At 68.6% G+C, this 24263-nt stretch carries 22 protein-coding genes; 13 read left to right on the top strand and 9 right to left on the bottom strand.

The window, feature by feature from the left end; genetic code table 11:
* Positions 1–91 precede the first annotated feature (91 nt).
* Entirely contained in the window at positions 92–499 is a 408-nt protein-coding gene (locus MYSTI_RS31015) for a response regulator (RefSeq protein WP_015351775.1), read from the top strand.
* Positions 500–523: 24 nt separating this feature from the next.
* On the opposite strand, the gene MYSTI_RS31010 is transcribed toward MYSTI_RS31015, so the two are convergent.
* Entirely contained in the window at positions 524–850 is a 327-nt protein-coding gene (locus MYSTI_RS31010) for a PilZ domain-containing protein (protein WP_015351774.1), read from the bottom strand.
* A gap of 229 nt (positions 851–1079) precedes the next feature.
* On the opposite strand from MYSTI_RS31010, the gene MYSTI_RS31005 reads away from it, so the two are divergent.
* The 11 genes from MYSTI_RS31005 (at position 1080) to MYSTI_RS30955 (ending at position 10005) form a co-directional block, all read left to right on the top strand.
* A complete protein-coding gene (locus MYSTI_RS31005; protein WP_015351773.1) occupies positions 1080–1568 on the top strand; it encodes a hypothetical protein in 489 nt (162 codons plus the stop codon).
* 15 nt (positions 1569–1583) lie between these two features.
* A complete protein-coding gene (locus MYSTI_RS31000) occupies positions 1584–2066 on the top strand; it encodes a hypothetical protein (RefSeq protein ID WP_015351772.1) in 483 nt (160 codons plus the stop codon).
* Between the two features lie 11 nt (positions 2067–2077).
* A complete protein-coding gene (locus tag MYSTI_RS30995) occupies positions 2078–2884 on the top strand; it encodes a type III secretion system protein (protein WP_015351771.1) in 807 nt (268 codons plus the stop codon).
* A 17-nt stretch (positions 2885–2901) separates the two neighbouring features.
* Complete coding sequence (locus MYSTI_RS30990) at positions 2902–3390, top strand: hypothetical protein (protein ID WP_015351770.1); 489 nt, start codon at positions 2902–2904, stop codon at positions 3388–3390.
* Positions 3391–3538: 148 nt separating this feature from the next.
* A complete protein-coding gene (gene sctQ, locus MYSTI_RS30985; protein WP_086009857.1) occupies positions 3539–4684 on the top strand; it encodes a type III secretion system cytoplasmic ring protein SctQ in 1146 nt (381 codons plus the stop codon).
* Complete coding sequence (locus tag MYSTI_RS30980) at positions 4681–5109, top strand: hypothetical protein (protein WP_044281741.1); 429 nt, start codon at positions 4681–4683, stop codon at positions 5107–5109. Before sctQ ends, MYSTI_RS30980 begins: the two co-directional genes overlap by 4 nt.
* 8 nt (positions 5110–5117) lie before the next feature.
* The gene (gene sctR / locus MYSTI_RS30975; protein ID WP_233278013.1) at positions 5118–5822 is read left to right on the top strand and encodes a type III secretion system export apparatus subunit SctR; all 705 of its coding nucleotides are present in this window, start codon (positions 5118–5120) and stop codon (positions 5820–5822) included.
* Positions 5823–5826: 4 nt separating this feature from the next.
* Positions 5827–6096, top strand: a complete 270-nt coding sequence (locus tag MYSTI_RS30970; protein ID WP_015351766.1) for a flagellar biosynthetic protein FliQ — start codon at positions 5827–5829, stop codon at positions 6094–6096.
* Positions 6093–6887: an EscT/YscT/HrcT family type III secretion system export apparatus protein gene (locus tag MYSTI_RS30965; RefSeq protein ID WP_015351765.1), complete on the top strand. Its 795-nt coding sequence runs from the start codon at positions 6093–6095 to the stop codon at positions 6885–6887. Before MYSTI_RS30970 ends, MYSTI_RS30965 begins: the two co-directional genes overlap by 4 nt.
* Positions 6884–7933, top strand: coding sequence for an EscU/YscU/HrcU family type III secretion system export apparatus switch protein (locus tag MYSTI_RS30960; protein ID WP_015351764.1), 1050 nt, complete (start codon positions 6884–6886; stop codon positions 7931–7933). The genes MYSTI_RS30965 and MYSTI_RS30960 overlap by 4 nt, the downstream gene beginning before the upstream one ends.
* Positions 7930–10005, top strand: coding sequence for a flagellar biosynthesis protein FlhA (locus MYSTI_RS30955; protein ID WP_015351763.1), 2076 nt, complete (start codon positions 7930–7932; stop codon positions 10003–10005). The genes MYSTI_RS30960 and MYSTI_RS30955 overlap by 4 nt, the downstream gene beginning before the upstream one ends.
* Positions 10006–10014: 9 nt before the next feature.
* On the opposite strand, the gene MYSTI_RS30950 is transcribed toward MYSTI_RS30955, so the two are convergent.
* The 6 genes from MYSTI_RS30950 to ligA all read right to left on the bottom strand — a co-directional run bounded on the left by MYSTI_RS30950 (position 10015) and on the right by ligA (position 18473).
* A complete protein-coding gene (locus tag MYSTI_RS30950) occupies positions 10015–10365 on the bottom strand; it encodes an HU family DNA-binding protein (protein ID WP_015351762.1) in 351 nt (116 codons plus the stop codon).
* A gap of 125 nt (positions 10366–10490) precedes the next feature.
* Positions 10491–11840 (bottom strand): YhjD/YihY/BrkB family envelope integrity protein, encoded by a 1350-nt coding sequence (locus MYSTI_RS30945; RefSeq protein ID WP_015351761.1) that lies wholly within the window; start codon positions 11838–11840, stop codon positions 10491–10493.
* Positions 11841–12268: 428 nt separating this feature from the next.
* The gene (locus tag MYSTI_RS30940; RefSeq protein ID WP_015351760.1) at positions 12269–15148 is read right to left on the bottom strand and encodes an Rne/Rng family ribonuclease; all 2880 of its coding nucleotides are present in this window, start codon (positions 15146–15148) and stop codon (positions 12269–12271) included.
* Positions 15149–15708: 560 nt separating this feature from the next.
* The gene (locus tag MYSTI_RS30935) at positions 15709–16152 is read right to left on the bottom strand and encodes a DUF3052 family protein (RefSeq protein ID WP_015351759.1); all 444 of its coding nucleotides are present in this window, start codon (positions 16150–16152) and stop codon (positions 15709–15711) included.
* A complete protein-coding gene (locus MYSTI_RS30930; protein ID WP_015351758.1) occupies positions 16149–16436 on the bottom strand; it encodes an acylphosphatase in 288 nt (95 codons plus the stop codon). The genes MYSTI_RS30935 and MYSTI_RS30930 overlap by 4 nt, the downstream gene beginning before the upstream one ends.
* A 12-nt stretch (positions 16437–16448) precedes the next feature.
* The gene (ligA, locus tag MYSTI_RS30925; RefSeq protein WP_015351757.1) at positions 16449–18473 is read right to left on the bottom strand and encodes an NAD-dependent DNA ligase LigA; all 2025 of its coding nucleotides are present in this window, start codon (positions 18471–18473) and stop codon (positions 16449–16451) included.
* A 597-nt stretch (positions 18474–19070) separates the two neighbouring features.
* On the opposite strand from ligA, the gene rho reads away from it, so the two are divergent.
* Complete coding sequence (rho, locus tag MYSTI_RS30920) at positions 19071–20702, top strand: transcription termination factor Rho (RefSeq protein ID WP_015351756.1); 1632 nt, start codon at positions 19071–19073, stop codon at positions 20700–20702.
* 369 nt (positions 20703–21071) lie between these two features.
* On the opposite strand, the gene MYSTI_RS30915 is transcribed toward rho, so the two are convergent.
* Both MYSTI_RS30915 and MYSTI_RS41120 read right to left on the bottom strand, forming a co-directional pair.
* Positions 21072–22313, bottom strand: coding sequence for an AI-2E family transporter (locus tag MYSTI_RS30915; RefSeq protein WP_015351754.1), 1242 nt, complete (start codon positions 22311–22313; stop codon positions 21072–21074).
* Between the two features lie 215 nt (positions 22314–22528).
* On the bottom strand, positions 22529–24031 hold the full coding sequence (locus MYSTI_RS41120) for a sensor histidine kinase (RefSeq protein ID WP_015351753.1): 1503 nt from the start codon (positions 24029–24031) through the stop codon (positions 22529–22531).
* Between the last annotated feature and the right edge of the window lie 232 nt (positions 24032–24263).

The following is a 24263-nucleotide window of genomic DNA, read 5'->3' as shown; positions in this document are numbered from 1 at the left end:
TACCGCGCGCGGCAGGTGGCACCGGTGGTGGTGGGGGTCTCGCGCCCGCGACGTATCGTCTCGAAGTGGTCCAGAGCCGCGCTGGAGAAACATGGCTGGCATGCCCCAGGCACCCTTTCACATCCTGCTCGTCGAGGATGAACCGGTCATCCGAGAGCTGGTTCGCTCCATGTTGAGCGACGGCACCGTGGACGTGGTGTGCGCGGCCAACGGGCTGGAGGGGCTGAAACTGGCGCGCAGCCGGACCTTCCACCTCATCCTGATGGATGTCGTGTTGCCCCAGCTCGACGGCATCTCCGCCTGTCGCATCCTGAAGAGCGACCCTGTCACGGCGCCGGTGCCGCTCTACATGCTCACCGCGAAGGCGAAGAAGTCAGACGTGGAGAGCGCGACGCAGGCGGGTGCGGATGGCTACATCCACAAGCCCTTCCGGGGCGCGGAGTTGATGGCGCTGGTGGAGCGGCTGCGGATGGCTCAGCCCCGCTCTGAGCCCGCCTGACGACGGGCCGAGGACTTCCGCGCCTCAGGGCAGGCGCGGGTGGAGGAAGCGCGCCAGGGCGATGAGGTCGTCCCAGTCGAGCGCGCCGAACTCCAGCGCCACGCCGTCCGCTTCGCGGCGGCGGATGGTGCAGGTGGTGACGATTTCGCGGTCTCCGGGCAGGGGCAGGCCCAGGGTGAGGTAGCGCTGGCTGTCGCCGGGGTGGGCGAGCAGGAACAGGCCCGCCATGGAGACATCCCGGGCCTGAACCATGACGTCGCGTCCAGGCAGGATGACCTTCACCGGAAAGTTCGCCTCGACGCGCGGATGGAAGCGCTCGGCGATGGGGGGGCCACCAGGGGAAGGCTGCATCGGCTCGGCTCCTCTTCTTCGTGCGACAGGGTGCGACAACTCTGAGGCACTTGGCGTGTGAGGCAAGTTTCCGTCCGCCCGGGTTTCCGTCCCGTCGTGCGGACGCGCCTCCCGGCCCTGGGAGCCCTGAGCGGATGCACGAGGGCGCCATGCGGGCGGGATTGCTCGGATTCCGGCTGGCACGTTCGCTGAAAACGCCCGCTGGAAACCGCATCGCCGGAGGCCAGCCATGGAACCCCATCACCGCAGGCAGTACTCGCTCACCACCACCCTCAACGTGCCCCGGCAGACGCCGTACAACGACTTCGGCACGACGCTGGCCCATGCGGCCAACACGGTGGTCAGCAAGGGCGCGGGCCTGGTGGGAGGAATGATTCCGTCACCTCCCGTGCTGAGCGCGGCGGTCTCCAGCATGAAGTTGGCGATGTCCACGGTGGCCTCCAAGGGGACGCCGGCCATGTCGTCGGCGGCAGCGTCGTCGTCAGCCACCACGGCGTCGGGAGCGGGTTCGGCCCAGGGCACTTCGTCGGGCGGCCAGGATGGGTGGGACCTGCTGGAGGCGCAGCGGGCGCTCAGCGCGGATGGCCAGAGGTTCAACGCCGCCTATCTCCAACTGCAGAACGAGATGCAGCGAGAGAGCCGCGAGCACAACGCGGTCTCGAACATCATGAAGGTTCGTCACGACTCGGCGAAGGCCGCCATCAACAACATCCGTTGAGAAGCACGGTGAGCCATGAGCGTGGACAAGGTGGGAGCAGTCGGGGGCACGGGCCCGGTGTCCGTGGAGCCCGGCCAGGGGCGGTTCGACAAGGTGCTGGAGGGAGTCCGAGGCCCCTCGAGGGAGCGCTCGGTGCCGGTGGTGACGGAAGGCGTGAGGTGCCCGGGCGCCGAGGCCTCTCGCGGCGTCGCGAGAGCCGAGAGCACGCGGACGCAGGCCTCCGCGGGGGCTGTCGAGGCGAAGACGCAGGGGCGGGTGGACTCGGTGCAGTCGGCGCGGGAGCAGCAGGCGGCGCAGGTCCTGGAGCGGGTGGGGCAAGCGCAGAAGCGGTTGGACAGCATCCTGGCGATGGCGGAGTCGGGCCGCGATTTCTCGGCCGGGGAGCTGCTCTCGTTGCAGGCCCAGGTCTACCGCGCGAGCCAGGAGCTCGACCTGGCCGGCAAGGTCGTCGAGAAGGCGACCGGTGGTGTGAAGCAGGTTCTCCAGACGCAGGTTTGAGGAGTGCTCGGATGTCACTGACTCCCCGGCATGCGCTGCTCGTCCTGCTGCTCCTGGGGACGGCGGCGTGCAGAGAGCGAATTCAGCATGGGTTGGACGAGCGTCAGGCCAATGAGCTGCAGTCGGTGCTCATCGAGCGAGGGCTGGATGCTCGCAAGGTTCCGGAGGCGGGCAAGAAGCCGTCGTGGGCCATTGAAGTCTCCGGAGAACAGTCCCCGGACGCGGTGCGCGTCCTCTCGGAGCTGGGCTTGCCGAGGCCCGCGGTGGAGGTGGGCTGCGATGTCTTGGGTGGGGGCGGCGGGTTGGTTCGCACGCCGATGGAGGAGTCGGTCTGTCGGGTGCGGGTGCTCGAGCGGGGCTTGGAGAAGACGCTCCAGTCGATGGAAGGGGTGTTGCTGGCGCGCGTGCATCTGGTGATTCCACCTCCGCCGCGTCCGGGGCAGAGCCTGGGGGCGGCGAAGGCGTCGGCGCTGCTGCGAGTCATGCCCGGCAACGCGGCCCGGGTGCGTCAGTCCTCGGACGTGATGAAGGCCCTGCTGGCGGGGGGCGTGGAAGGACTCTCCGCCGAGTCCGTATCGCTGTGGGTGGATGAGGTGCCCACGCGCGCCCTGGCTTCCTCGGGGGGCAGGCCGTCCTCGCTGGTGAGACTGAAGTGGCTGCTCGCGATGTTGGGCGTGTTGGTGACGGGACTGTCGGGGGCCTTGGTGTGGGTGACGTTGCGGATGCGTTACTTCCGAGACCTGCGCGTGACGCCGCCCGCGCCGCCCGTGCCCGCGCGTCCGGTGGTCTCGCCTGGAGCCCCTCGCAAGGTGGCTTGAGGCCCGGGGAGACGCTCATGATGCAACCAGCGACACGTGTGGGCCGGGCCTTGCGCTCACCGAAGAAGGACGCGCGAGTCCCGGCGCGAGCGCTTCAGGCGGAGCAGGCGACGGTGATTCGGCCGCGGCCTCCGGAGCTTCCCTTGGACCGGTGCGCGCTCGTGACGTGGATTCTCGCGCGCGAGCGGGCGGAAGAGCTCCTGGAGGGCTTGGGGACCGCGGCCATGAAGCGGGCGAAGGCGCACTTGCGACACATCGTCATGCTGCCGTCGCCTCGGCGGCAGGCGAAGGTGGCCACGGAGTTCGGGGAGCGGACCGACGCGGGGGCTCGGCTCAAGGACTTGATGGCGGAGGCGCCGGAGGAGCTGCGCAAGGAGATCTTCCGGCACCTGCCTCCCTACCACCGGTCCTTGTTCCCAGGACGGAAGGTGGAGCCCTGTGACCCCCTGGCGCCGCCGCTGCTGGCGGTGCTGGCCGCGCGGCTCGTTCGAGAAGCCACCCGCTGACGTCGGCGTGGGAGTCCATCCCACGCGTCGTACCCGGCATCCCGAGCGCGGATGCCGATGCACTCCAACCCCACGTCATCACGAGCCCGCGCTCTGGCTGAGCCCGTGCACAAGCGGGGTGTCACCTCTTGCCGCCGTTGAGTCCCCGATGAATCAAGACACTGAACCCGCGACTTCTCGTGTGCCAGACCGGCTGCGCCGTCTGGGGACCCGCCGGATGAGCCGGGCGCACCTCGCTCTCGCGGAGCGGCCCCGTGTGGCGGCCTTGGGGCGCGAGGCACTGGCTGACATCTGTTCCGCGCTGAGCCGTGAGCTGGGGTGTGCCGTGAAGGCGGAGGCCCGGCTGCTGGAGGCGGTGATTCCCTCCGCGCGAGGCCCGATGCGCCCGGCGGTCTTCGTCCTGTTGGAGTTGTCGGCGGTGGGGAGTGTGGCGGTGTTGGAGCTGGAGCCCGTGCTGGCGGTCTCCGCGCTGGAGCGCATCGCGGGCTCGGCTGGAAAGCCAGGGATGGTGACGGAGCTGGCCCGGTTGGAGGAGGCAACGCTGGCGTATCTGCTGTTGGTGGCGCTCTCCGCGGTGCGCGCCAGGTCGGAGCTCTACCCCGTGCTGGCGCCTCGGCTGTCGGCGGTGACGATGCGCGGCGAGGAAGTCCTGGCCCGGCTGCGTGAGCATCAGCCGTGGGTGGGCGTGGAGCTGGATGTGACGGTGGGGAGTGTGCGCGGGGGAGGGCGGCTGTTGCTTCCAGGGCCGGTGCTTCAGGCAGCGTTGCAGGGCTTTTCGGTGGAGCGGCGCACGGAGTCCTCACCGGAAGTGCTCGCCGCCTCGCTCGAGTTGCGATGCCTCTTGGGGCAGACGCCGCTGTCCGCCGATGCGGTGGATGCGCTGACGGTGGGGGATGTCGTCGTCTTCGAGGGGGTGCGCCGCGAGGGTGCGTACTTGCTGGGTGACGGGCGGCTGGTGGCCCGTGGCTTCACGCTCATCGGTGCGTTCCAGCCCGAGGGCTTTTCGCTGACCCGCGCGCAGGTCCGCGCGCGATTCCAGGAGTCGAACATGTCGGTTGTGAATGACCGCGGCGAGAGCATTCCGCCGCTTCCGGTGGACGTGGAGGTGGAGCTGACGCGGGTGCTGGTGCCGCTGTCGGAGCTGGCGGCATTGAAGCCCGGAGCCCTCCTGCCGCTGCACATCAATGCGAGTGAGCCGGTGTTGTTGCGAGTGGGGGACCGGGTGGTGGCTCGCGCCGAGCTGGTGGACCTCGAGGGCGAGGTGGGTGCCCGTGTCCTGGCTTTGCTGCCATGAGTGAGCTCATGCGGAGCCGGTTGTCTTCGTCCTCGCCCCGTGCGCGGCTCCAGGTCGCGACGCTGCTCGTGTTGGGGCTGGCCTTGTTGGGACCCGTTGGGGGCGTGTCGATGGTGGCCACGGCGCGGTGGCTCCTGGTGGTGGGAGCGCTCTGCGGCCTGGGATGGTGGTGGTTTCAACGAGGTGCCGCGAAGCCCCGGGAGGTGCGGGCAGAGCGGATGCGAGTCATCTCGCGCGAGGGGCTCTCACCTCGCTGTGGCCTCGCGCTGGTGGAGGTCGAGGGGCGAGGGTTCCTGGTGGCGTTCGGGGATGCATTCGCGGAGGTGCATCCACTGCAAGCGTCGGCGGAGCTCATCCCCAGGCCGCTGGCCCAGGCGCGTCGGCCTCGCCCGGGTCGGGGTTCGCGGAAGGGGATGCGGTCATGAGTGGGGGGATGACCTGGCCCTTGGCGGTGGCGGCGTTGGAGGGGCCGCTGGGCCAGCAGTCCTACGCGGGAAGTCCGCTGGCGATGATGGGGATGCTGGCGTTGATGTCCCTGCTGCCGTTCGCGGTGTTGATGTTGACGAGCTTCTCGAAGATCGCCGTGGTGTTGTCATTGGCGCGCTCGGCGATGGGGACGCAGCAGGCGCCCCCCACGGTGGTGTTGACGGGGCTGGCGGTGGTGCTGACGGGGCACATCATGGCGTCGGTGATGGAGCGGATGTACGACGCGGGGCAGCTTGCGTATCAGGAGATGGAGACGGGCTCCGGTACGAAGATTCTCGAGTCGGCGGCGAAGGTGGCCGAGCCCTTGAGGACCTTCCTGGTGAAGCACGGCAGCGCCGAGGAGCGGGCTCGTTTCGTGGACCTGGCGCGTGAGCTTCGCCCGCCCGAGGAAGCGGACACGGTGAGCGAGACGGACCTGTTCGTGGTCATTCCCGCGTTTGTCATCACCGAGCTGAAGGAGGCTTTTCAGATTGGCTTTCTCGTCTTCCTTCCGTTCCTGGTGCTCGACATGGTCATCGCCAATGTGCTGCTGGCGTTGGGCATGCAGACGTTGTCGCCGAGTCAGGTGAGTCTGCCTTTCAAGATACTCCTCTTCGTGGCGGTGGATGGTTGGTCGCTGCTCGCGCGGGGCCTCATCCTGGGATACCGGTGACGTGATGACTCAGGACGTGTTGTTGACGCTGGGGCGTGAGGCTTTGCTGTTGATGGTCCTGGCGTCCTTGCCGCCCATTGGCGCGAGCCTGTTGGTGGGGTTCCTGTCGAGCCTGTTCCAGGCGACGACCCAGCTTCAGGAGAGCACCTTGTCCGTGGTGCCGAAGCTGTGCGCGACGGTGGTCGCGTTGGTCCTGTCGGGCCCGTGGATTGCCGCGCAGCTCACGCGCTTCACGCATCAGCTCCTGTTGCTCATCTCCGAGGTGTCGGCGTGAACCTGGAGCTGGTTCGCGCCCAACTGGAGGCGCTGGGGCCGGATGCCGTCGCGGTGGCGCTGTGCTCGGCGCGGCTCTTGCCCGTGGCCTTCCTGTGTCCGCTCCTGGGAGGGCAGGCGACACCGATGACCGTGCGCCTGGGGTTGGTGCTGTCGCTGTCGCTGTTCCTGCGAGTGGAGGGAGGGATTGGACTGGCCACGCCCGTGACGTCCGCGCTGGCGTTGGGGGGCTGGGTTCTGCGGGAGCTGCTCTATGGCGTCTCGGTGGGGCTGGTCGCGGCCCTGCCGTTCGACGCGGCGCGCATGGGAGGCCGGTTCATCGACCTCCTGAGAGGAACATCGGCTGAAGCGAGTCTGCCATGGGCGGGGAGCCGGGAGTCGGCCTCGGGCGAGGGGCTCTATCACCTGCTGGTCGGGCTCGCGATGACGGGGGCGGTGGCGCCGTGGATCTTCGGGTCGCTGATACGCGGGTTCGCCGTGGTGAAGTTGGGGGCCTTCGTTCCGTCGGAGGCCGCGGCGATGCATGTCGTCACGCTCGCGGGAGGTGCACTGGCCACGGGGTTGGCGGTGGGGGCGCCGATGGCGGCCGCCACGTTGGCGGTGGACTGCTTCCTGGCGTTGGCCTCCCGCGCGGCGCCGCAGATGAACTTGCAGGAGTTGGGGGCGCCCTTGCGAATCCTGGGGGGCGGGGTGGTGCTGTGGCTGGGGATTGGCTTGCTCTGTGAGCGATTGCTGGCGGGAGTGCTGGCGACAGACGGCGCGCTTTCCCTGTTGGGGACGTTGGGCCGATGAGTGGCGAGAAGACGGAACAGCCCTCCGCGAAGAGGCTGCGTGAGGCACGTCGCAAAGGGCAGATTCCTCGCAGCCGGTTGCTGTCCTCGTGTGCGGTGACGCTGGGGGGACTGCTGGGATTCGCCTGGGGCTTCGATGGGATGTGGGCGCGACTCCAGGAGTGGACGGCCCGCCTGTTCCTGGAGCAACAGCTCGAGGGCGCCTTGGAAGAGGGGCTGGGGCTTCTCGTGCGCCTGTGCACCCCGGTGCTGGGAGGAGCCTTCGTCGCGTCGCTCGTGGTCTCCCTGGCCACGGTGGGTTTCGAGATGAATCCAGGTCACCTCGCGCCGAAGTGGGAGCGGGTCAGCATGGCCGCTGGGTTCAAGCGCATCTTCAGCACGAAGCCTTGGTGGGAGCTGGTCAAGGCGTTGGTCGCGGTGACGGTGGTGGGGACGCTCGTGTGGAGAGAGGTGGAGGCGATGGGCGCGGATGCCCTTCGTACGGCCTTGCTCGCGGAGGACACGGGGCTCTGGTTCCTGCTGGAGCGATTGGGGGAGGTGGTCTACCGGGCGGCGTGGGTGCTGTTGGTGCTGGGATTGGGGGACTACGCGCTCGCCAGGCGGAGCCATCTGCGCGAGCTGATGATGAGCCGCGAGGAGCTCAAGCGCGAACACAAGGAGAGCGAGGGGGACCCTCGCCACAAGGGCCAGCGCAAGGCCATGCATCGGCAGCTTGCACAAGGTGGTCCGGCACGTGGAGTGCAAAGGGCCACGGCCGTGGTCGTGAATCCCACGCATCTGGCGGTGGCCCTTCGTTACGACGCAGGGGAGTGCGAGGCGCCTTATCTCGTCGCGAAGGCGCGAGAAGAGGACGCGCTGATGCTGCGTGAAGAGGCGCGGCGGCTCGGCATCCCGGTGGTCCGGGATGTCCCATTGGCGAGGAGCCTCATCCACTACGACGTCGGGGAGCCCATCCCCGAGGAGCTGTACGAGGCCGCGGCGGTGGTCCTCCGCACGGCGATGGATGAGCGGGACGTGGGGGACTCTCTCCGGAGACAGACGTCATGAAGATGCTGATGGAGTGGTGGTCGAAGGTCCGGAGTTCGTCCGACCTCGTGCTGGCGGTGGCGGTTGCGGCGGTGCTGGGGGCGCTCATCATCCCGCTGCCGTCCTGGCTGCTGGACGTGGGTCTGGCGGTGAACCTGGCGGCGGCGGTCGCGCTGCTGGTGGCGGCGCTGCGAGCGAAGGATGCGTTGAAGGTGACGTCCTTCCCTTCGTTGTTGTTGTTCACGACGTTGTTCAGGCTCGCGCTCAACGTGTCCTCCACGCGGCTGGCGCTGGCGGAAGGGCACGCGGGGGAGGTCATCCAGGCGTTCGGCGAGTTCGTCGTCCAGGGTGACTACGTGGTGGGCGGGGTCGTGTTCGCCATCCTTTCGTTGGTGCAGTTCCTGGTGGTCGCGAAGGGCGCGGAGCGGGTCGCGGAGGTGTCCGCCCGCTTCACGCTGGACGCGATGCCGGGAAAGCAGATGTCCATCGATGCGGACTTGAGGGCGGGGGCCATCGACCAGGCTCAGGCTCGGAAGCGGCGGAGGGACCTGGAGCGTGAGTCGCAGATGTTTGGTGCGATGGATGGCGCGATGAAGTTCGTGAAGGGCGATGTCATCGCGGGTCTGGTCATCGTCGCGGTGAACCTGCTGGGGGGCTCGCTCATCGGTGTGCTGCAGGGCGGCATGTCGCTCGCGGAAGCCGCGTCGACCTTCGCGCTCATCGCTATCGGCGATGGGCTTGTGTCCCAGGTCCCATCGCTGTGCATCACGGTGGCCGCCGGACTGGTCGTCACGCGGGTGGCCTCGGAGCGGGAAGAGGACTCCCTGGGGTCGGAGATTGGCTCGCAGTTCTTCGGGGACGCCCGGACGCTCTATGTCGTCGCGGGACTGTGTGTCGCGCTGGCGCTGATGCCGGGCATGCCGCACATGACCTTCCTCCTGTTGGCGGCGGGGCTGGTGGGCCTGGGCCGTGTCCTGCAGCGAGGGGCTTCCCGCGCGCGGCCGGTGCGCGAGGCGGAGGGCTCCTCGGGAGAGAAGGTGGGAGCGACGGCGAAGGAGGGGGCGCCTCCAGAAAGCGCGGCGGCGCCCGTGGGGGTGTCGCCTCTCACGCTGGACCTCGCGCCGGACCTGACGGCGTTGGCGCAGGCCTCAGCGGGGGCGTTCGTGCACAAGACGCTGAATGCCGTGCGGGATGAGCTGTACTTCGAGCTGGGGGTGCGCATCCCCGGTATTCGCGTGCGGACCCAGGCTGCGTACCTTGCCTCTGGCGAGTACCGCATCCTGGTGGATGAGGTTCCCGCAGGGGAGGGGCAGCTCACGTCGGGGGCGCTCTACGCGATGGCGCCTCCCGACGAGCTGGCCTTCCTCCCGGTGAAGGCCGAGTCCGCGGTGGAGCCGTGGACGAGAAGGACCATCAGTCGCATCCCCGAGGCGGGCCGAGGCCCGGTGGAGCTCGCGCAGGTCCAGGTCCTGCGCCCCGAGGAGCTGCTCGCCGAGCACTTGCGCTGGGTTCTCCGTGCCCGGGCCGCGGACCTGCTGGGGCTCCAGGATGTTCAAGCCTTGCTGGATGGCCTGGCGCCTCGCGCGCCCATGCTGGTGAAGGAGGCGCTGCAGAAGGTGCCGCTGCCGCTGCTCACGGACGTGCTCCGCAAGCTGTTGCAGGAAGGCGTCAGCATCCGGGACCTGCGCGGCATCCTGGAGGCGCTCGTGGCTCCGTCCACGGAGGGAGACGCCACGGCACTCGCCGAGCGCTGCCGTCAGGCGCTGCGCCGCTACCTGAGCCACAAGTTCGCGCCCACTGGGCCCCTGTATGCGTACCTCGTGGATCCGGAGGTCGAGGAGATCCTCCGGTCCACGGGGCCGCGAGGGCCCGCGCCAGACCCGGAGCGTGTGGCGGAAATCCTGGAAGGTGTCCGACAGGTGGCCACGGACGGGAAGGCCGTGCTGCTCACCGCCCCCGATGTCCGCCGGTCTCTGCGCAGACTCTGCGAGGGGGCTTTTCCGGAAGTCGCCGTGCTCACCTATGGGGAGCTGGACGGCGCCCTCCAGATTCGTCCCATCGGAAGGCTGTCGCCTGTTCCGACGGGGGCCTGAACGGCCTGCCTAGAGGCCCGTGCCCGTGCTGCCGGGGCTCTTGGACTCGGGAGAGGGCAGCTCACTCTGGGCCTGCTGGGGGGCGGGGCGGTTGACCCGGTCCCTCAGTTCCTTGCCCGTGCGGAAGAGCAGGCCCCGCTTGGGCTTCACGGGGATGACCACACCCGTCTTGGGGTTGCGCCCCTGGTAGCCCTGGTAGTTCTTCACGTGGAAGGCGCCCAGGCCGCGAATCTCGATGTTCTCGCCGCGACAGAGGGCATCCTTCATCGACTCGAAAATCGTCTCGATGGTGGCCTCAGCCTGCTTCTGCGTCACGCCCCGCTTGGCCACGAGGATGTTGATCAGATCGGACTTGAGCATCGGACGCTCCCGCAAACCCGGTGACCCCTTGGAAACAGGGCACTCTGGCCCGTGGTCGAATCAGGAAAACATAACAGAACGCGCTGCCACTGCAAGCTGGGTGGACTCCCAACCACTTAGAAACTTTATGGATTTCGGCCTTCGGCCACCTTGGACGGTGGCTGGAGGACAGCCACGGCTGGCCCGGGCCGCAGGGCCGCCGCCAGATCGGTCCAGCGGGTCCGACGCAGGCGCTCGATGCCAAGACAGTCCGCTTCCTGGAAGAAGGGCTCGACCTGCTCGAAGCCCGAGGCCCGGGGGCCATTCCAGGTCTCGACTCCGCCGGAAATCATCACCCCATGTACCGCCAGGGTCGTGTCCGCCAGGGTGAGGGTCGCCGGGTCCCGTGCGGGGCGCAGCCCCCCCTTCCGCTGGCGCTCCAACAGCCCCGCGGTCTCCATGCGGTCGACCACTTCATGGACCAGGGACTCGGGGACTCGGAGCCTCGTCGCGAGCTCCCGAGGAGTGGGGGCCAGGCCTCCATCCACCCACGTCAGCGTGGTCTCCTGGGCGATACGGGAGGCCACCAGCTCGTAGGCCCGAGGGTGGGTGCCGAAGGCGAAGAGCGAGTCCCGGAAGGCGGTGTGTTCGACGGCATAGGCAAGTCGGGCCCCGAAGAGGAGCACGAGCCAGCTGACGTAGACCCACGCGAGGAAGAGGGGCAGGGCGCTCAGCGAGGCGTAGACAAGGTTGTAGCGGAAGCTGCGCGCGGCGAACTCGCCGTAGAGGGACTTGGCCAGCATCCACCCGAGTCCCGCGACGAGCCCTCCCGCGAGCGCCGAGCGGATGCGGACATGGGCATAGGGCGTCCAGAAGTACAGCAGGGTCAGCCCCACCACGGCGACGAGCGTGGTGCCGATGGCGATGAAGGTTCCTGGGAAGGGCAGGTTCTGCAGCACCCCCCGCACAGCGCGGGTTCCGGTCAGCGATGCAGCCAGGAAGATGGGGCCCAGGAGCAACAGGCCCGCGTAGATGAGCAGCCGTGTTCCCCAGGGGCGCTGACGCCGGATGCCCCACAGCTCGTTCACGGCCCCGTCGATGTGGCGGAGCAGGGACCCCGCGGACAGCAGGATGGCCAGGAAGCCGACGCTGCCGATGGCCACCGAGTTGCTCTGCTCGAGGAGCTGGTTCAGCAGTGCGGCTGACTTCTCCTGGACCCCCGGGGCGAGGAGCTCGCGAACGATGAAGCGCAGGCGCTCCTTGAAGCGGTCCTGGTGGAAGGCGTTCAGGAGGACCAGGCCCACCGTCAGCAGGGGCACCAGCGAGAACATGCTGATGTAGGTGAGGGCGGCGGCGCGAAGTCGAAGGTTCTCGCCTCGGAATCCCTGGGCCACGGTCCGTGCGGCGAGCAGCGTGTCCGTGGCGAAGCGGCCCAGCTGCGTCCCCTCGAGAGGGGTCCAGGCGCGCATGAGCCACGCGAAGAGCTGGTCGCGCATGGTCCGCAGCCACGAAGAGGGAGTCAGGGCCACGGTGAGCCTCAGCCGCCCCAACTCGCGCGAGCCCTCGCCCCAGACTGCACGAGGAAGGACTGGCGACGTGCCGGGAGTAGGGGGGCGATGGGAGTCATCCGAGACAAAGAAGGGCTGACGACGCTCCGCGACATGGAAGCGGGAGGCTAACCAATCACAGGCTTCCTGGGCCAGCCACCTCGGGGACAACAAGGCGCGGTCTGGGCACACCTCCCGACATGGCCCTCTTCATGCCAGCTCATCGGGTAGGGACACACACGTGGGTTGCCAGCCTTTGCGCGTGCCTGGCGTTGCGCTGCCCTGAGGGCGGGGCCGTGGAGGCCCGCGCCACTCGGGGACTTCTGTGTTCGAGATGGGGCGGGCTTGTCGCTCAGCGCCCGCCCCACCGGCACAACTCAGGTCGTGCCGCCCGAAGGCTCCGAGCCGCCCTGGCCTGACGAAGGGGGCGCTGAACTTCCGCCACCCTCGTTGCCGCCACCGTTGCCACCTGACGAACCGTGGCCGCCGCCGCGCTCACCGCGACGCTCACCACCGCGTTCACCCCGGTCACCGCGCTCGCCGCCACGGTCACCGCGTTCACCCCGGTCACCGCGCTCGCCCCGGTTCTCACCACGCTCACCGCGCTCGCCGCCACGGTCACCGCGTTCACCCCGGTCACCGCGCTCGCCTCGGTTCTCGCCGCGCTCACCTCGGTTCTCGCCGCGCTCACCGCGCTCGCCTCGGTTCTCGCCACGCTCGCCCCGGTGCTCACCGCGCTCACCGCCCCGGTCACCACGCTCGCCTCGGTTCTCACCGCGCTCACCGCCACGGTTCTCACCGCGCTCACCGCCCCGGTCACCGCGCTCGCCCCGGTTCTCACCGCGCTCGCCGCCCCGGTCACCGCGAGGCCGGTCTCCGCCACGGTCAGGACGCCGACCGTCACGGCGGTCATCCCGGCGCTCTCCGCCGCGCTCCCTGTCCCGGTCTCGCCCACCGCTCCGGCGATTCTGGTCCTGGCGCCCGAAGCCACCGCCGCTGTCCGGCTTGCGCTGCTGCATCGCCAACTCGCCGTCACCTGAGCCCGGGGACGAGGCCACCTTGTGCTCGGGGCCCGTCGCCGACCGTCCGTAGATGTCGTACTGCTCGCGGTGGTAGTTCTGCTGCGCCTTGACCTGGATGGACTTGTTGTACCGGTCCATCAAGTGCCGCAGCTCGTTGCGCTCCTCGCCCTGGAGCAGGCGCGCGACCTCCGCGTTGCAGTTGATGACCAGCGTCGAGTCCTTGTAGCCCGGCGCCTCCCGGCGAATCTCGCGGAAGATCTCGTACGCCACCGTGGTGGCCGTCTTCACGAAGCCGTTGCCGTCGCAGTACGGGCAGTCCTCGTGCAACACGCGGCCGATGGACTCACGCACGCGCTTGCGCGTCATCTCCACGAGGCCCAGCTCGGAGATGCGCAGCACGTTCGTCTTCGCCTTGTCTCGACCCAGCGCCTCCTGCAGCGCCTTGAAGACCTTGTCCCGGTTCTGCGCCTTCTCCATGTCGATGAAGTCGCAGATGATGATGCCGCCGATGTTGCGCAGCCGGAGCTGGTAGACAATCTCCTTGGCCGCCTCGACGTTGATCTTGGTGATGGTCTCCTCGAGGCTCTTCTTGCCGACGTACCGCCCCGAGTTGACGTCGATGGCCGTGAGCGCCTCGGCCTGGTCGATGATGAGGTAGCCGCCGCTCTTCAGCCACACCTTGCGCTGGGTGGCCCGCTGCAGCTCCTGCTCGATGCCGTACGCATCGAACACGGTGTCATCACCCTCGTGCAGCGCCACGCGGTCTCTCAGCGCCGGGTCCTGCGCGGTGACGAACCCCAGGATGCGCTCGTACTCCTCGCGGTCATCGACGACGAGCTTCTCCACGTCATGCGCGAACAGGTCGCGCGTGGCGCGCAGGATGAGGTCCAGGTCCGGGTGCAGCAGTCCCGGCCCGCCCTTCTTCTCGTTCTTGCGCACCACCTGGTTCCACACCTCGATGAGGAACCGGATGTCGCTCTCCAACTTCTCCTGCGGAACGTTCTCCGCCACCGTGCGCACGATGAAGCCCGTGCCGGGCGGACGCAGACGGTCCACGATTTCGCGCAGCCGGCGGCGCTCCTTCTCGTTGGAGATGCGGCGGCTGATGCCCACGTGGTCCACCGTGGGCATGAACACGAGCTGACGGCCCGGAATCGAGATGTGCGAGGTGAGGCGCGCGCCCTTCGTGCCGATGGGGTCCTTGGAAATCTGGACCACCACCTCCTGGCCCACCTTCAGCAAGTCCTCGATCTTGTCCGTCCGACGCGGCTTGACCTTCTCCTTGTCGTCGTCGCGCTTGTCCCGGCGCTTCTCGTCCTGCTTGTGCCGGCCCTTGTCCTTCTCCCGGCCCCGGGGCTCGCGAGCCTCACGGGCCTCACGCGGCGTGCGGCGCTCACCCGAGACCTCGGCGGGACGCGCCACCTGCACGGCGCCTTCCTCGCTCCCCGGGGTGGGGATGATTGCGCTCAGCGCGGTGGCCGCGTGCGGAGGCGGCTCGGGAGGCAGCATCGCCACCGCCAACGCGGCGGCGGCCTCCTCGGTGGAGAGCGGCCCGGCCTCCGGCGTGGACGCCACGACGGCCTCGGCGGGAGCCTCGGACGACGGCGTCACGTCCGTCACCACGACGGCCACGGAGGTGGTCTCGACGGCCGCGGACACCACGGTCTCGGTGCCTTCGACCGTGATGGACGTCACCTCCGCGACGGCCACCGCGGTGGCCGCCTCCGACTCACCCGAGACGGCCGTGGCCTGGGGCTCCACGGAGGGAGGCACGTCGATGGAGGGCGCGTTCGCCGCCAGCTCCAGGAGGGTGTCGCGCGGCAGGGACTCGGTGAGGTGGGCCTGGGACTCGCCCGCGAGCTCCTCGGCTTCCGCCTCCACGTCCACGCCCGGCCCCGCGTGCCGGGCAGCGGCCTCCGCGGCCTCCGCCTCCGACTCGTCGGGGACGTCGGGCGCGTCCTCGTGCTCGCCTTCGGTCAGTTCGAACTGGGCCCGGGCGAAGTCCGGGTCGTAGACGACATCGCTGACGTAGAGGAACGCGGCCTTCTCCAGGCCGATGTCCACGAAAGCCGCCTGCATGCCGGGGAGCACCCGGACCACGCGGCCTTTGTAGATGTTGCCAACGACGCCCTTGTCCTTCTTACGCTCGAGATAGAACTCCGCGATGTGCCCGCTCTCGACGAGCGCCACACGCGTCTCGCGACCCGCGGCGTTGATGACGAGGATGCTGCTCATGGACGAATCCTGGACGCGCGCGCGGTAGGGCGGACTTCATTACCGGACGGGCGGCGGCACGACGCCGCGCCTCCGAGCACGCTGCGAAAGGAGAGGCGGCCTCCGGAGGCCCTCCAGTCAGGACGGCCTTCCCGGTCTGTCCGGGGACGGCTCGCGTCACGCTGTCGAGGGCCAAGGGGACCACCGCCTGCTCCTCCGAGTTCAATCGCTCCGCTTTGTGACCGGCACCCTGCCGGGCGGAGCCTTGTCTTCTAAACAGCGTTCGAGGTCCTCCACCACGCGCGTGCCGCCCGCTCCCTCCTTCCACACCCGGTCGGTACCCTTCAGTGGGTTACCTTGGGGGGGCGACTTGGAGCCCTGGCGCAGCCGACGCGCCCGGAGGTATCCGGGAACGCAACCCGTCAAAAATTCACGACTGGGCGTGACCTTCGCCAATGCGGAGCGTCACACAAGCGCCCAGAAACACGGGGAGTTTTCCATGGCCCCGCCACACGTGTAAAGCCGAGAAACGGCTTCCATCCACTGCCGGGCAGAAGCCGCTTGCCTCCTTGGCAGGTCTTTCAGGCCTGGGCGGGGGCCTGCTTGCGGCCCTCGGGCTTGTCCAGCCTCCCGCGCGGACGGCGCACCAGCCGCAGGCCCGTCCAGGTGGAGTCGATGATGCAAATCTTGTTGTCGACCAGGCCGATATCCAGCGCGGCCTGACGGACGAAGTCCTCGGAGAGGCTCGTCTTGATGCCCTCACCGCCGGGCCAGCAGACCCAGATGCCGCCCGTCAGGGCCATGGCGCGCGCGAGTGCGGGCAGCCGCTGCACGAGCTCCTTGGCGTCCTGGGAGAAGAAGAGGATGACGTCCAGCCCCGTCTGCGCGGTGATGAGGAACTCCACGCCGTCAGGCAGTGGGTTGAGCTTCTGCACGAAGCCGCGCGGGGGGTTGATGACGGACACCTTGGACCCGGCCCGGATGCCGAGCATGGCGGGCAGGGACGCCAGCGCGTACGGCGTCATGATGTGCGCTCCACGATGAAGTGACTGTACTCGCCGGTGGCCTCGCTGTCCGTGCGCCCGACGCTGTCGACGCGCGCCTGGGACGGACCTCGGTGGCTCCAGCGGATGAACTCCTCCAGCATTCCCGGCTCACCTTCCACCACGGCCTCCACGGCGCCGTCCGAGCGGTTGCGCACCCAGCCGGCAAGGCCCAGGCGTGTCGCCTCGATGCGGGCGCTCTCCCGGAAGAAGACGCCCTGCACCTTGCCCTGGATGAGCAGCGTCACCCGCCGCGTGCCGCTCATGGAACGAATGCCTCACCCTCTGGCGTCCGGCTGCAACAGCTGCAGGAACGCCTGCTCGTCCAGGATTCTTACTCCGAGTTCCTGCGCCTTCTTCAGCTTGCTGCCGGCATCCTCCCCGGCCACCACGAAATCGGTCTTGCGCGAGACACTTCCGGCCACCTTCCCGCCACGCCGCTCCACTTCCTCCTTGGCCTGTTCCCGCGTCATACCTGTCATCGAGCCGGTGAGCACCACCGTCTTGCCGACAAACGGCCCCCCCGTGGCCACCTGGGGCGGGGCGGGGGAGACCCCGGCGTTGAGCAGGGCGAGGATGGCCTCCCGGTTCTGGGGCTCCTGGAAGAAGGTGTGGATGACCTGGGCCATGACGGGGCCCACGTCCTTGACGCGGGAGATGTCCTCCAGCGACGCGGTGAAGAGCTCGCTCGCCTTCGGGAAGGCCTCCGCCAGGGCCTTGGCGGTGGCGTCCCCCACGTGGCGGATGCCCAACGCGTAGAGGAAGCGGCGCTGGGTGGTGCCCTTGGAGCGCTCCAGGGACTCCAGCAGGTTGTCCGCGCTCTTGTCGCCCATGCGCTCGAGGGTGAGGAGCTTCTGCTTGGTGATGCCGTACAGGTCCGCGAACGTCTTCACGGTGCCGGTGGCCACCAGCTGCGAAGCCAGCTTGTCGCCCAGGCCCTCGATGTCCATCGCGAGGCGGCTGGCGAAGTGGCGGATCTTCTCCACCAGCTGCGCGGGGCAGGACGCGCCCGTGCAGCGGATGACGGCGCCGTCCTCGTCCTTCGTGGCGACCGCGCCGCAGACGGGGCAGTGCTTGGGGAACTCGAAGGGCTGGGAGTCCGGGGGCCGCTTGGAGAGCACCGTGGAGACAATCTCCGGAATCACGTCTCCGGCGCGGCGCACGAAGACGGTGTCGCCCTTGCGCACGTCCTTGCGGCGCAGCTCGTCTTCGTTGTGCAGCGTGGCGCGCGCCACCGTGACGCCGCCCACCTTGACGGGCTTCAGGTGCGCCACGGGCGTCAGCGCGCCGGTGCGGCCCACCTGGATGCCGATGTCCAGCACCTCCGTGGACTCCTCCTCCGGCGGGAACTTGTAGGCCACCGCCCAGCGGGGGCTCTTGGAGACCTGGCCCAGCCGCTTGCGCTGGTCCTCGTCGTCCACCTTCACCACCATGCCATCGACCTCGAAGGGCAGCTCGTGCCGGCCCTTCAAGGAGTTGTCATAGGACTGGCGGACGCCGTCGATGCCCTCCGCGCGCACGGCCTGGTTGGTGGGCAGGCCCAGGGCCTTCAAGTACCCCAGCTTCTCGGTGTGGGACTTGAACGCGGGCACGCCCTCGGTGGCGAGGCACTCGTACAGGTAGACGGAGAGGGGGCGTGCGGCCGTCTCCTTCGGGTCCAATTGGCGCAGGCTTCCCGCCGCCGCGTTGCGAGGGTTTGCGAAGAGCGGCTCGCCTTCCTCCTCGCGCTTGTCGTTGAGCTTCTTGAAGTCCGCCTTGCGGATGAAGACCTCGCCGCGCACCTCGAGCAGCGCCGGCACGGGCGTGTCGTCGAGGGGGAACAGCTCCATGGGCAGGCTGCGGATGGTGCGGATGTTGCCCGTGACGTCCTCGCCGGTGGTGCCGTCGCCGCGAGTGGCGCCCTGGACGAAGACGCCCTTCTCGTAGCGCAGGGCGATGGCCAGGCCATCCAGCTTGGGCTCGCACACGTACGTGACGGAGGGCACGCCGAGCAGCTTGCGCACGCGCTCGTCGAACTCGCCGAGCCCCTCGTCGTTGAAGATGTTGGCCAGCGAGAGCATGGGCGCGCGGTGGACCACCTCGCCGAACTCGTCGGCGGCCTTGCCTCCCACGCGCTGGGTGGGGGAGTCCGGCGTCAGCAGGCTGGGGTGCTTCTCCTCCAGCGCCTGCAGCTCGCGCATCAGCGTGTCGTATTGCGCGTCGCTGATCTCCGGCGAGTCGAGCACGTAGTAGCGGTGGTTGTGGTGGGCCAGCTCACGGCGGAGCTCGCGGGCTCGGGCTTCGGCGGTCTTGAAGTCGTCCACGGTGCGCGTCCTTACCCCAAATCGCCCCCTGCGAGGGCGCATCCAGTGCCGCGCAATCTAGAGCGTCCCCCCGACATGTCTCGACTCCTGTCTCGACACGTTGGCCGCCGCCGCGGGCACACGCCCTGGTACGTAGGTGCGTCATCACGCGGTGCGTGAGTGCCTGGTCCAGCCCACCTCCGGGGTTTCCATGCGGGGACGGGGGCGGCGTGCCTCGACGCGTCGCGAGCGGCGGGTCCACGGGCCGCGAAGCAACCCGGCGGGTCGTGGACCCCAGGGCCGCAAGCCGTACCGCGGCGGGTGGGAATTGTCCGGCCCTGGGCTCATGTTGCTCATCAGGAAGAGTCCGCGCCAAAGGCTGCAAGATGCCTTGACAGGCCAGGAGGGGGTCAATAACGTCCCCGCGCGGTTCATTGGCGCAGGATTTTCGACGGCGCCATCTCTTCCCCAAACCACCGGCCCTCACCCGCGCAGTCCCCCCTCGGGGATTCCGGTAGGGCCGCCTCCGGAAGGTGCCTCCGAGGCCGTGCGGACACCTCCCCGGCAATCGAGCGCCCGAATCCTCGGGCACCCCACACCTCCCCAAGCGTTCCAGACATGCGCAAAGCCCGTACTTCGAGAGAGAAGGCCGCCGACGTCGCCGCACCCGTCGAGGCCGACGACAAGCCCCGTCGCAAGCGCGCGGCGGCGAAGACCGCCGATAGGGAAGAAAACGAGAAGCCGACCCGCTCACGCCGGACCCGGCGCGACGAGGACCTGGGGGCAGAGGCCGAGCCGGAGTCCGCCGAGGCGAGCGCCGAGCCCCCCCGTCCGGTGCTGACGCCCATCTCGCGTCCCGTCCGGGATGACGACCTCCAGGAGGCGCGCATCTCCGGTGAGGACACGTCGCCGGCCGCGTCCCTGCCGGCCGCGCCGGAGGCCCCCGAGGCCCCCGCCATCACCGAGGTGAGCCGCGATGGCGCCCCGATGCAGGTCATCAAGCTCAATGACCTGAAGCGGATGAAGATCACGGACCTGTCCAAGATGGCCCACGACGTGGGCATCGAGGGCTACCAGGGTCTGAAGAAGCAGGACCTCATCTTCGCGCTCCTCGGCGGCATCGCGGACAAGCGCTTCGAGGTCCACGCCGAAGGCGTGATGGAGCTGCTCAGCGACGGCTTCGGCTTCCTGCGCAGCGCGGACAGCGACTACCAGCCCAGCCCGGACGACATCTACGTGTCCCCGTCGCAGGTGCGCCGCTTCAACCTGCGGCCCGGCGACACGGTGACGGGCCCCATCCGCCAGCCCCGCGAGGGCGAGCGCTTCTTCGCGCTCCAGAAGGTGGACAAGGTCAACTTCACGGACCCGATGTCGGACGCGGCGCGCGAGCGCATCCTGTTCGACAACCTCACGCCGCTCTACCCGACGCGCAAGCTCAAGCTGGAGCATGAGTCGTCGGAGATGACGACGCGCATCATCGACATGTTCTGCCCCATCGGTCTGGGACAGCGCTGCCTCATCGTGGCGCCGCCCAAGGCCGGCAAGACGGTGCTCCTGCAGAACATCGCGCACGCCATCAGCCGCAACCACCCGGACGTCTACCTCATCGTGCTGCTCGTCGACGAGCGCCCCGAGGAAGTGACGGACATGGAGCGCAGCGTGCGCGGCGAGGTGGTGTCCTCCACCTTCGACGAGCCCGCCACGCGCCACGTGCAGGTCGCGGAGATGGTCATCGACAAGGCCAAGCGCCTGGTCGAGCAGAAGTACGACGTCTGCATCCTGCTGGACTCGATTACGCGTCTGGCGCGCGCCTACAACACGGTGGTGCCGGCCTCCGGAAAGATTCTCTCCGGCGGTGTGGACGCCAACGCGCTGCACAAGCCCAAGCGCTTCTTCGGCGCCGCGCGCAACATCGAGGAGGGCGGGTCGCTGACCATCATCGGCACCGCGCTCATCGACACCGGCAGCCGCATGGACGAGGTCATCTTCGAGGAGTTCAAGGGCACGGGTAACTCCGAAATCGTCCTGGACCGCAAGCTGATGGAGAAGCGCATCTTCCCGACGCTGGACATCAACAAGTCCGGTACGCGCAAGGAAGAGCTGCTCCTGTCGCCGGGCGACCTGGTGCGCATCACCGCGCTGCGGCAGGTGCTCCACCCGTTCACCCCCATTGACGCCATGGAGTTCGTGCTTAAACACATGCGTCCGACGGCTTCGAACGCCGACTTCCTCGGCTCGATGAACCGATAGGCCACATGCACTGGCCATAAGGAGGGTCCATGTCCCGCCTCGCGCTTGTCCGTACGTTCTCCCTGGTCGTGGGAGTGGCACTCGGAGCTGGGTGGGGATGTGACGTGGACCCGGATGGCCTGGGGGAGGACACGCCCCCAGTGCTCTCCAATCGCACCTGTTACTCAGATGACGATTGTGTCCCCAACGCCTGCTGCGGGCTGGGGACCGCTGTCACCCACGTGGAGGAGCGGCCGACTTGCGGCATCGCCCCCTGCACGGGGGAGTGTCCGGACGGCACCATCGACTGCGGCCGCTGCGTTCCCTTCTGCCGGGGCGCTCGCTGCTCCGCCGCGTGCCGGTGACGCACGGGGCCTCCGGGCCTCTACGTCACGCCGCGGGAGGCGCCGTCCCGCTGGCGTTGGAGGCGGGGATTGCCTCCGGAGCGGGGAGTGACACCACGGACTGGGCCTGGGCCTTGAGGCGGGCGTAGTCGAAGCACGCCACGAGCATGGCCGTGACGGGGACCGCGAAGAGCGCGCCCATCAGGCCGAAGAGCCGCTCGCCCGCGATGAGGGAGAAGGCGACGATGACCGGGTGGATGCGCGCGGCCTGCCCCATGATCTTGGGGTTGAGGAAGTAGGCCTCCACCGCGTGGATGCCGATGATCCACAGCAGGATGGCCACGCCCTTCTGGAAGCCGTCCGCCAGCGCGATGAGGACGATGGGCACCGAGCTGAGGATGGTGCCGAAGATGGGGATGAGGCTGAAGAACGTGGCGATGGTCGCCAGCAGGAAGGCGAACTTCACCCCGAAGAGCAGCAGGCCCACGAAGGTCAGCGCGCCGTTGACGACGCAGATGGTGACCTGACCTCGCACGACGCCGGAGAGTGAGCGGTCGATGCGCTCGGCGAGCTGCCGCGCGTCGCGCGCGTACTCGGGCGGGACGAGGGTGGCGCAGTACTGGCCGATGGCCTGACTGTCGATGGAGAAGAAGGCCGCCACCATCATGATGAAGAACATCATGAAGACGCCCGCGGCCACGCTGGCGACGATGCTTCGCGACACGTTGACGATGTCGCCCAGGTTCTCCTGCACCAGCGACGAGGCGCGCTTCACCGCGTCGCCCAGGAGCTTCTCCAGGTCGAGCGCCAGGTTGAAGTGGCCATTGCCGGCCGCATCCGCGCCCTCCAGCGCGCGGTTGGAGAGCGCCACGGGGATGCCGTGCTCGCTGAGCCAGGTCTCCCCGCGCTGCGCGAGCACCTCCATCTGCTCGGGTGTCAGCGTGTTGGCCAGCGTCACGACATCACGGCTGACGCGCGCCATCTCCCGGTAGAGCTGGGGCACGAGGGCGACGATGAAGAGATACACGCCGACGAAGAAGCCCGCGTAGATGAGCAGGATGGCGACCCACCGAGGCACGGCGCGCCCGGCGACCTTCACCCGGGTGATTCGCGCGACCAGGGGCTGCACCAGGTAGGCGATGAGCGCCGCTCCGGCGAACGGCATCACCACCGAGCGGAACGTCACCAGGGCCGCGGCCACGACCAGCCAGAGCGCACCCAGGACGAGCAGGCGCTTGCGGCGGTCAGTGATGGGCGTCGGAGGCGGGGCGTCCAGGGGCTGCGACATGCCTCGGGCTTATGGCACGGCTCGCGCGCTGACAAGGGCACAGTCCTCCTCGCCCGTCTGCCCTTCGGACACGGAGGCGTCACGCATTCCGGAATGGAGGAAAGTTAGAGGTCCCAGTTTCAGCGGGCCCCGCGTGGGTCCAAGGCGTCGTGCCATCGCGGACGGGTTGCCGCTGGATTCCCCTCGATAGGGGGCTCTGTCTCGCTCTGGATGGCTCACGCACCCGGCAGCCAGAGCTTCGCCCGCATGCCACGTCCGGGGGCGCGCTCGAACGTGAGCGAACCTCCGTGTTCTCGAGCCACGCTCCTGGCCAGGGTCACGCCCAGGCCCGTGGCCTGTTCTTGCATCGTGAAGAAGGGCGTGCTCGCCCGCCCACCGAGTCTCGGAGGCATGTCGTGGCCTCCGTCGCCGATGAGGATGCTCACGCCGTCGGCTTCCCGGTTCGCGTGGGCCTCGATCTCGGCTCCGTGCGCGCAAGCCCCCACGGCATTGGCCAGCAAGTTGAAGAGGGCTTCTTCGAGCCGCCTCGGGTCGACGTTCGCCAAGAGCGGAGGGCCGTTCGTGGACACCACCACATCACGTGCCCGCGCTCGGGACTCCAACTCCATCGAGGTCCGTAGGAGCAGTTGCTGGATGTCGATGTTCTCACGACGTGGCTCCATCTTGGGACGTGAGAGGCCCAGGGAGTTCCGAAGGATGTCGTCGAGCTGTGTGACTTCGCGCATCACCATGCTCAGTCGTTGGCGTACGCGCGAGCTGCGGGATGTCTCGGCGGCGACCTCCACGTACGTACGTACCGAGGCCAATCGGTTCTCGATGTCGCGCGCCACCTTTTCATCCACGGGCATGGGCGTGCGCGCGAGTGGCTTCGTGGCTTCGCGCGATTCCTGGCGTGGCATGTCGAGCTGTCGCGAGGTGTCCGCGTCGGGCGTCGTCAGCCCCGAGACGCGCGGTTCATCCACGGGCGTCGGAGAATGTGCTCGCAGCTCCGTGGCGTCGCGCGGTTCCTGGCGGGACATGTCGAGCTGTCGCGAGGTGTCCGCGTCGGGCGTCGTCTGCCCCGAGACGCCCTTTTCATCCACGGGCGTCGGAGTGTGTGCCCGCAGCTCCGTGGCTTCGCGCGATTCCTGGCGAGCCACGTCGAGCTGTCGCGTGGTGTCCGGGGAGGCCCTCGTCAGCCCCGAGACTCCCTGATGGAGCAGCAGCGTGCAGGCTCCCACGGCGCAGACCGTCATCGCCTCCACCCAGGGGGATTCGATGGGGGGAAAGGAGGAGGACCAGAGAAACAGTCCCCCCAGGCTCGTCAGGAGCGTCCCCATCGCGAACGCACTTCTCCAGGAGCGCCCGAAGGTGGCGGAGGCTACGACGGAAGGCACGAAGAGGAGCGAGAGCAGGGGACTGCGCACTCCGCCCGTCAACCCGCAGACCACGGTGATGCCGACCCCAGTGAAGAGCAACGAGCCCGACAGATACCGCTCGGAAACAGGGCGCGTTCGGAAGCGCAGCGCCTCGACAAGGAAGACACCGAACATCACCACTGCGCCCAGCAGCAGCGTGAGTGTCTGTTCCCTCGGGGCTCCTGAGGCGTGGAGCAGTCCCACTGTCAGCACTACCAGCGGGCCAATCACCAGGGGTCGTTGCACGAGGAAGGACGCACCCACCACGAGCAGAGGGGCTCGAGTGCCATCCAGTGCCGGGAGGTCTGGTGCGTCGCGCATGTGCCTCACTCTATGGAGTGCCCATTCTCCTGGATATGGCCACCCGCCATGGCCAGGAACTCGGACAGGACGAATGTCACGCGCGAGGGAACCTTCTGTCTCGCAAAACCTTGGACCAGAGAGGACTGCGGCGGGAGACGCGCCCGCTCATCTGAAGGAGCCCTCGAGGTCATTCGCGCTCGGTTCATCTCCGTGGTGGCGCCGCTGGGCAGCCCGCTCACGCTCTGGGACG

Origin of the sequence: Myxococcus stipitatus DSM 14675, from assembly GCF_000331735.1 — a bacterium.
Taxonomy (GTDB): Bacteria; Myxococcota; Myxococcia; order Myxococcales; family Myxococcaceae; genus Myxococcus; species Myxococcus stipitatus.
Note: the sequence above shows the minus strand (reverse complement) of the source record. Positions and strands in the feature narration are given on the sequence as shown.

Excerpts from the sequence above, each read along its gene's own strand:
- MYSTI_RS31015 (WP_015351775.1), top strand. The coding sequence starts at position 92 with ATGGCTGGCATGCCCCAGGCACCCTTTCACATCCTGCTCGTCGAGGAT.
- MYSTI_RS31010 (WP_015351774.1), bottom strand. The coding sequence starts at position 850 with ATGCAGCCTTCCCCTGGTGGCCCCCCCATCGCCGAGCGCTTCCATCCG.
- MYSTI_RS31005 (WP_015351773.1), top strand. The coding sequence starts at position 1,080 with ATGGAACCCCATCACCGCAGGCAGTACTCGCTCACCACCACCCTCAAC.
- MYSTI_RS31000 (WP_015351772.1), top strand. The coding sequence starts at position 1,584 with ATGAGCGTGGACAAGGTGGGAGCAGTCGGGGGCACGGGCCCGGTGTCC.
- MYSTI_RS30995 (WP_015351771.1), top strand. The coding sequence starts at position 2,078 with ATGTCACTGACTCCCCGGCATGCGCTGCTCGTCCTGCTGCTCCTGGGG.
- MYSTI_RS30990 (WP_015351770.1), top strand. The coding sequence starts at position 2,902 with ATGATGCAACCAGCGACACGTGTGGGCCGGGCCTTGCGCTCACCGAAG.
- sctQ (WP_086009857.1), top strand. The coding sequence starts at position 3,539 with ATGAATCAAGACACTGAACCCGCGACTTCTCGTGTGCCAGACCGGCTG.
- MYSTI_RS30980 (WP_044281741.1), top strand. The coding sequence starts at position 4,681 with ATGAGTGAGCTCATGCGGAGCCGGTTGTCTTCGTCCTCGCCCCGTGCG.
- sctR (WP_233278013.1), top strand. The coding sequence starts at position 5,118 with ATGACCTGGCCCTTGGCGGTGGCGGCGTTGGAGGGGCCGCTGGGCCAG.
- MYSTI_RS30970 (WP_015351766.1), top strand. The coding sequence starts at position 5,827 with ATGACTCAGGACGTGTTGTTGACGCTGGGGCGTGAGGCTTTGCTGTTG.
- MYSTI_RS30960 (WP_015351764.1), top strand. The coding sequence starts at position 6,884 with ATGAGTGGCGAGAAGACGGAACAGCCCTCCGCGAAGAGGCTGCGTGAG.
- MYSTI_RS30955 (WP_015351763.1), top strand. The coding sequence starts at position 7,930 with ATGAAGATGCTGATGGAGTGGTGGTCGAAGGTCCGGAGTTCGTCCGAC.
- MYSTI_RS30950 (WP_015351762.1), bottom strand. The coding sequence starts at position 10,365 with ATGCTCAAGTCCGATCTGATCAACATCCTCGTGGCCAAGCGGGGCGTG.
- MYSTI_RS30945 (WP_015351761.1), bottom strand. The coding sequence starts at position 11,840 with ATGCGCGACCAGCTCTTCGCGTGGCTCATGCGCGCCTGGACCCCTCTC.
- MYSTI_RS30940 (WP_015351760.1), bottom strand. The coding sequence starts at position 15,148 with ATGAGCAGCATCCTCGTCATCAACGCCGCGGGTCGCGAGACGCGTGTG.
- MYSTI_RS30935 (WP_015351759.1), bottom strand. The coding sequence starts at position 16,152 with ATGACGCCGTACGCGCTGGCGTCCCTGCCCGCCATGCTCGGCATCCGG.
- MYSTI_RS30930 (WP_015351758.1), bottom strand. The coding sequence starts at position 16,436 with ATGAGCGGCACGCGGCGGGTGACGCTGCTCATCCAGGGCAAGGTGCAG.
- rho (WP_015351756.1), top strand. The coding sequence starts at position 19,071 with ATGCGCAAAGCCCGTACTTCGAGAGAGAAGGCCGCCGACGTCGCCGCA.
- MYSTI_RS30915 (WP_015351754.1), bottom strand. The coding sequence starts at position 22,313 with ATGTCGCAGCCCCTGGACGCCCCGCCTCCGACGCCCATCACTGACCGC.
- MYSTI_RS41120 (WP_015351753.1), bottom strand. The coding sequence starts at position 24,031 with ATGCGCGACGCACCAGACCTCCCGGCACTGGATGGCACTCGAGCCCCT.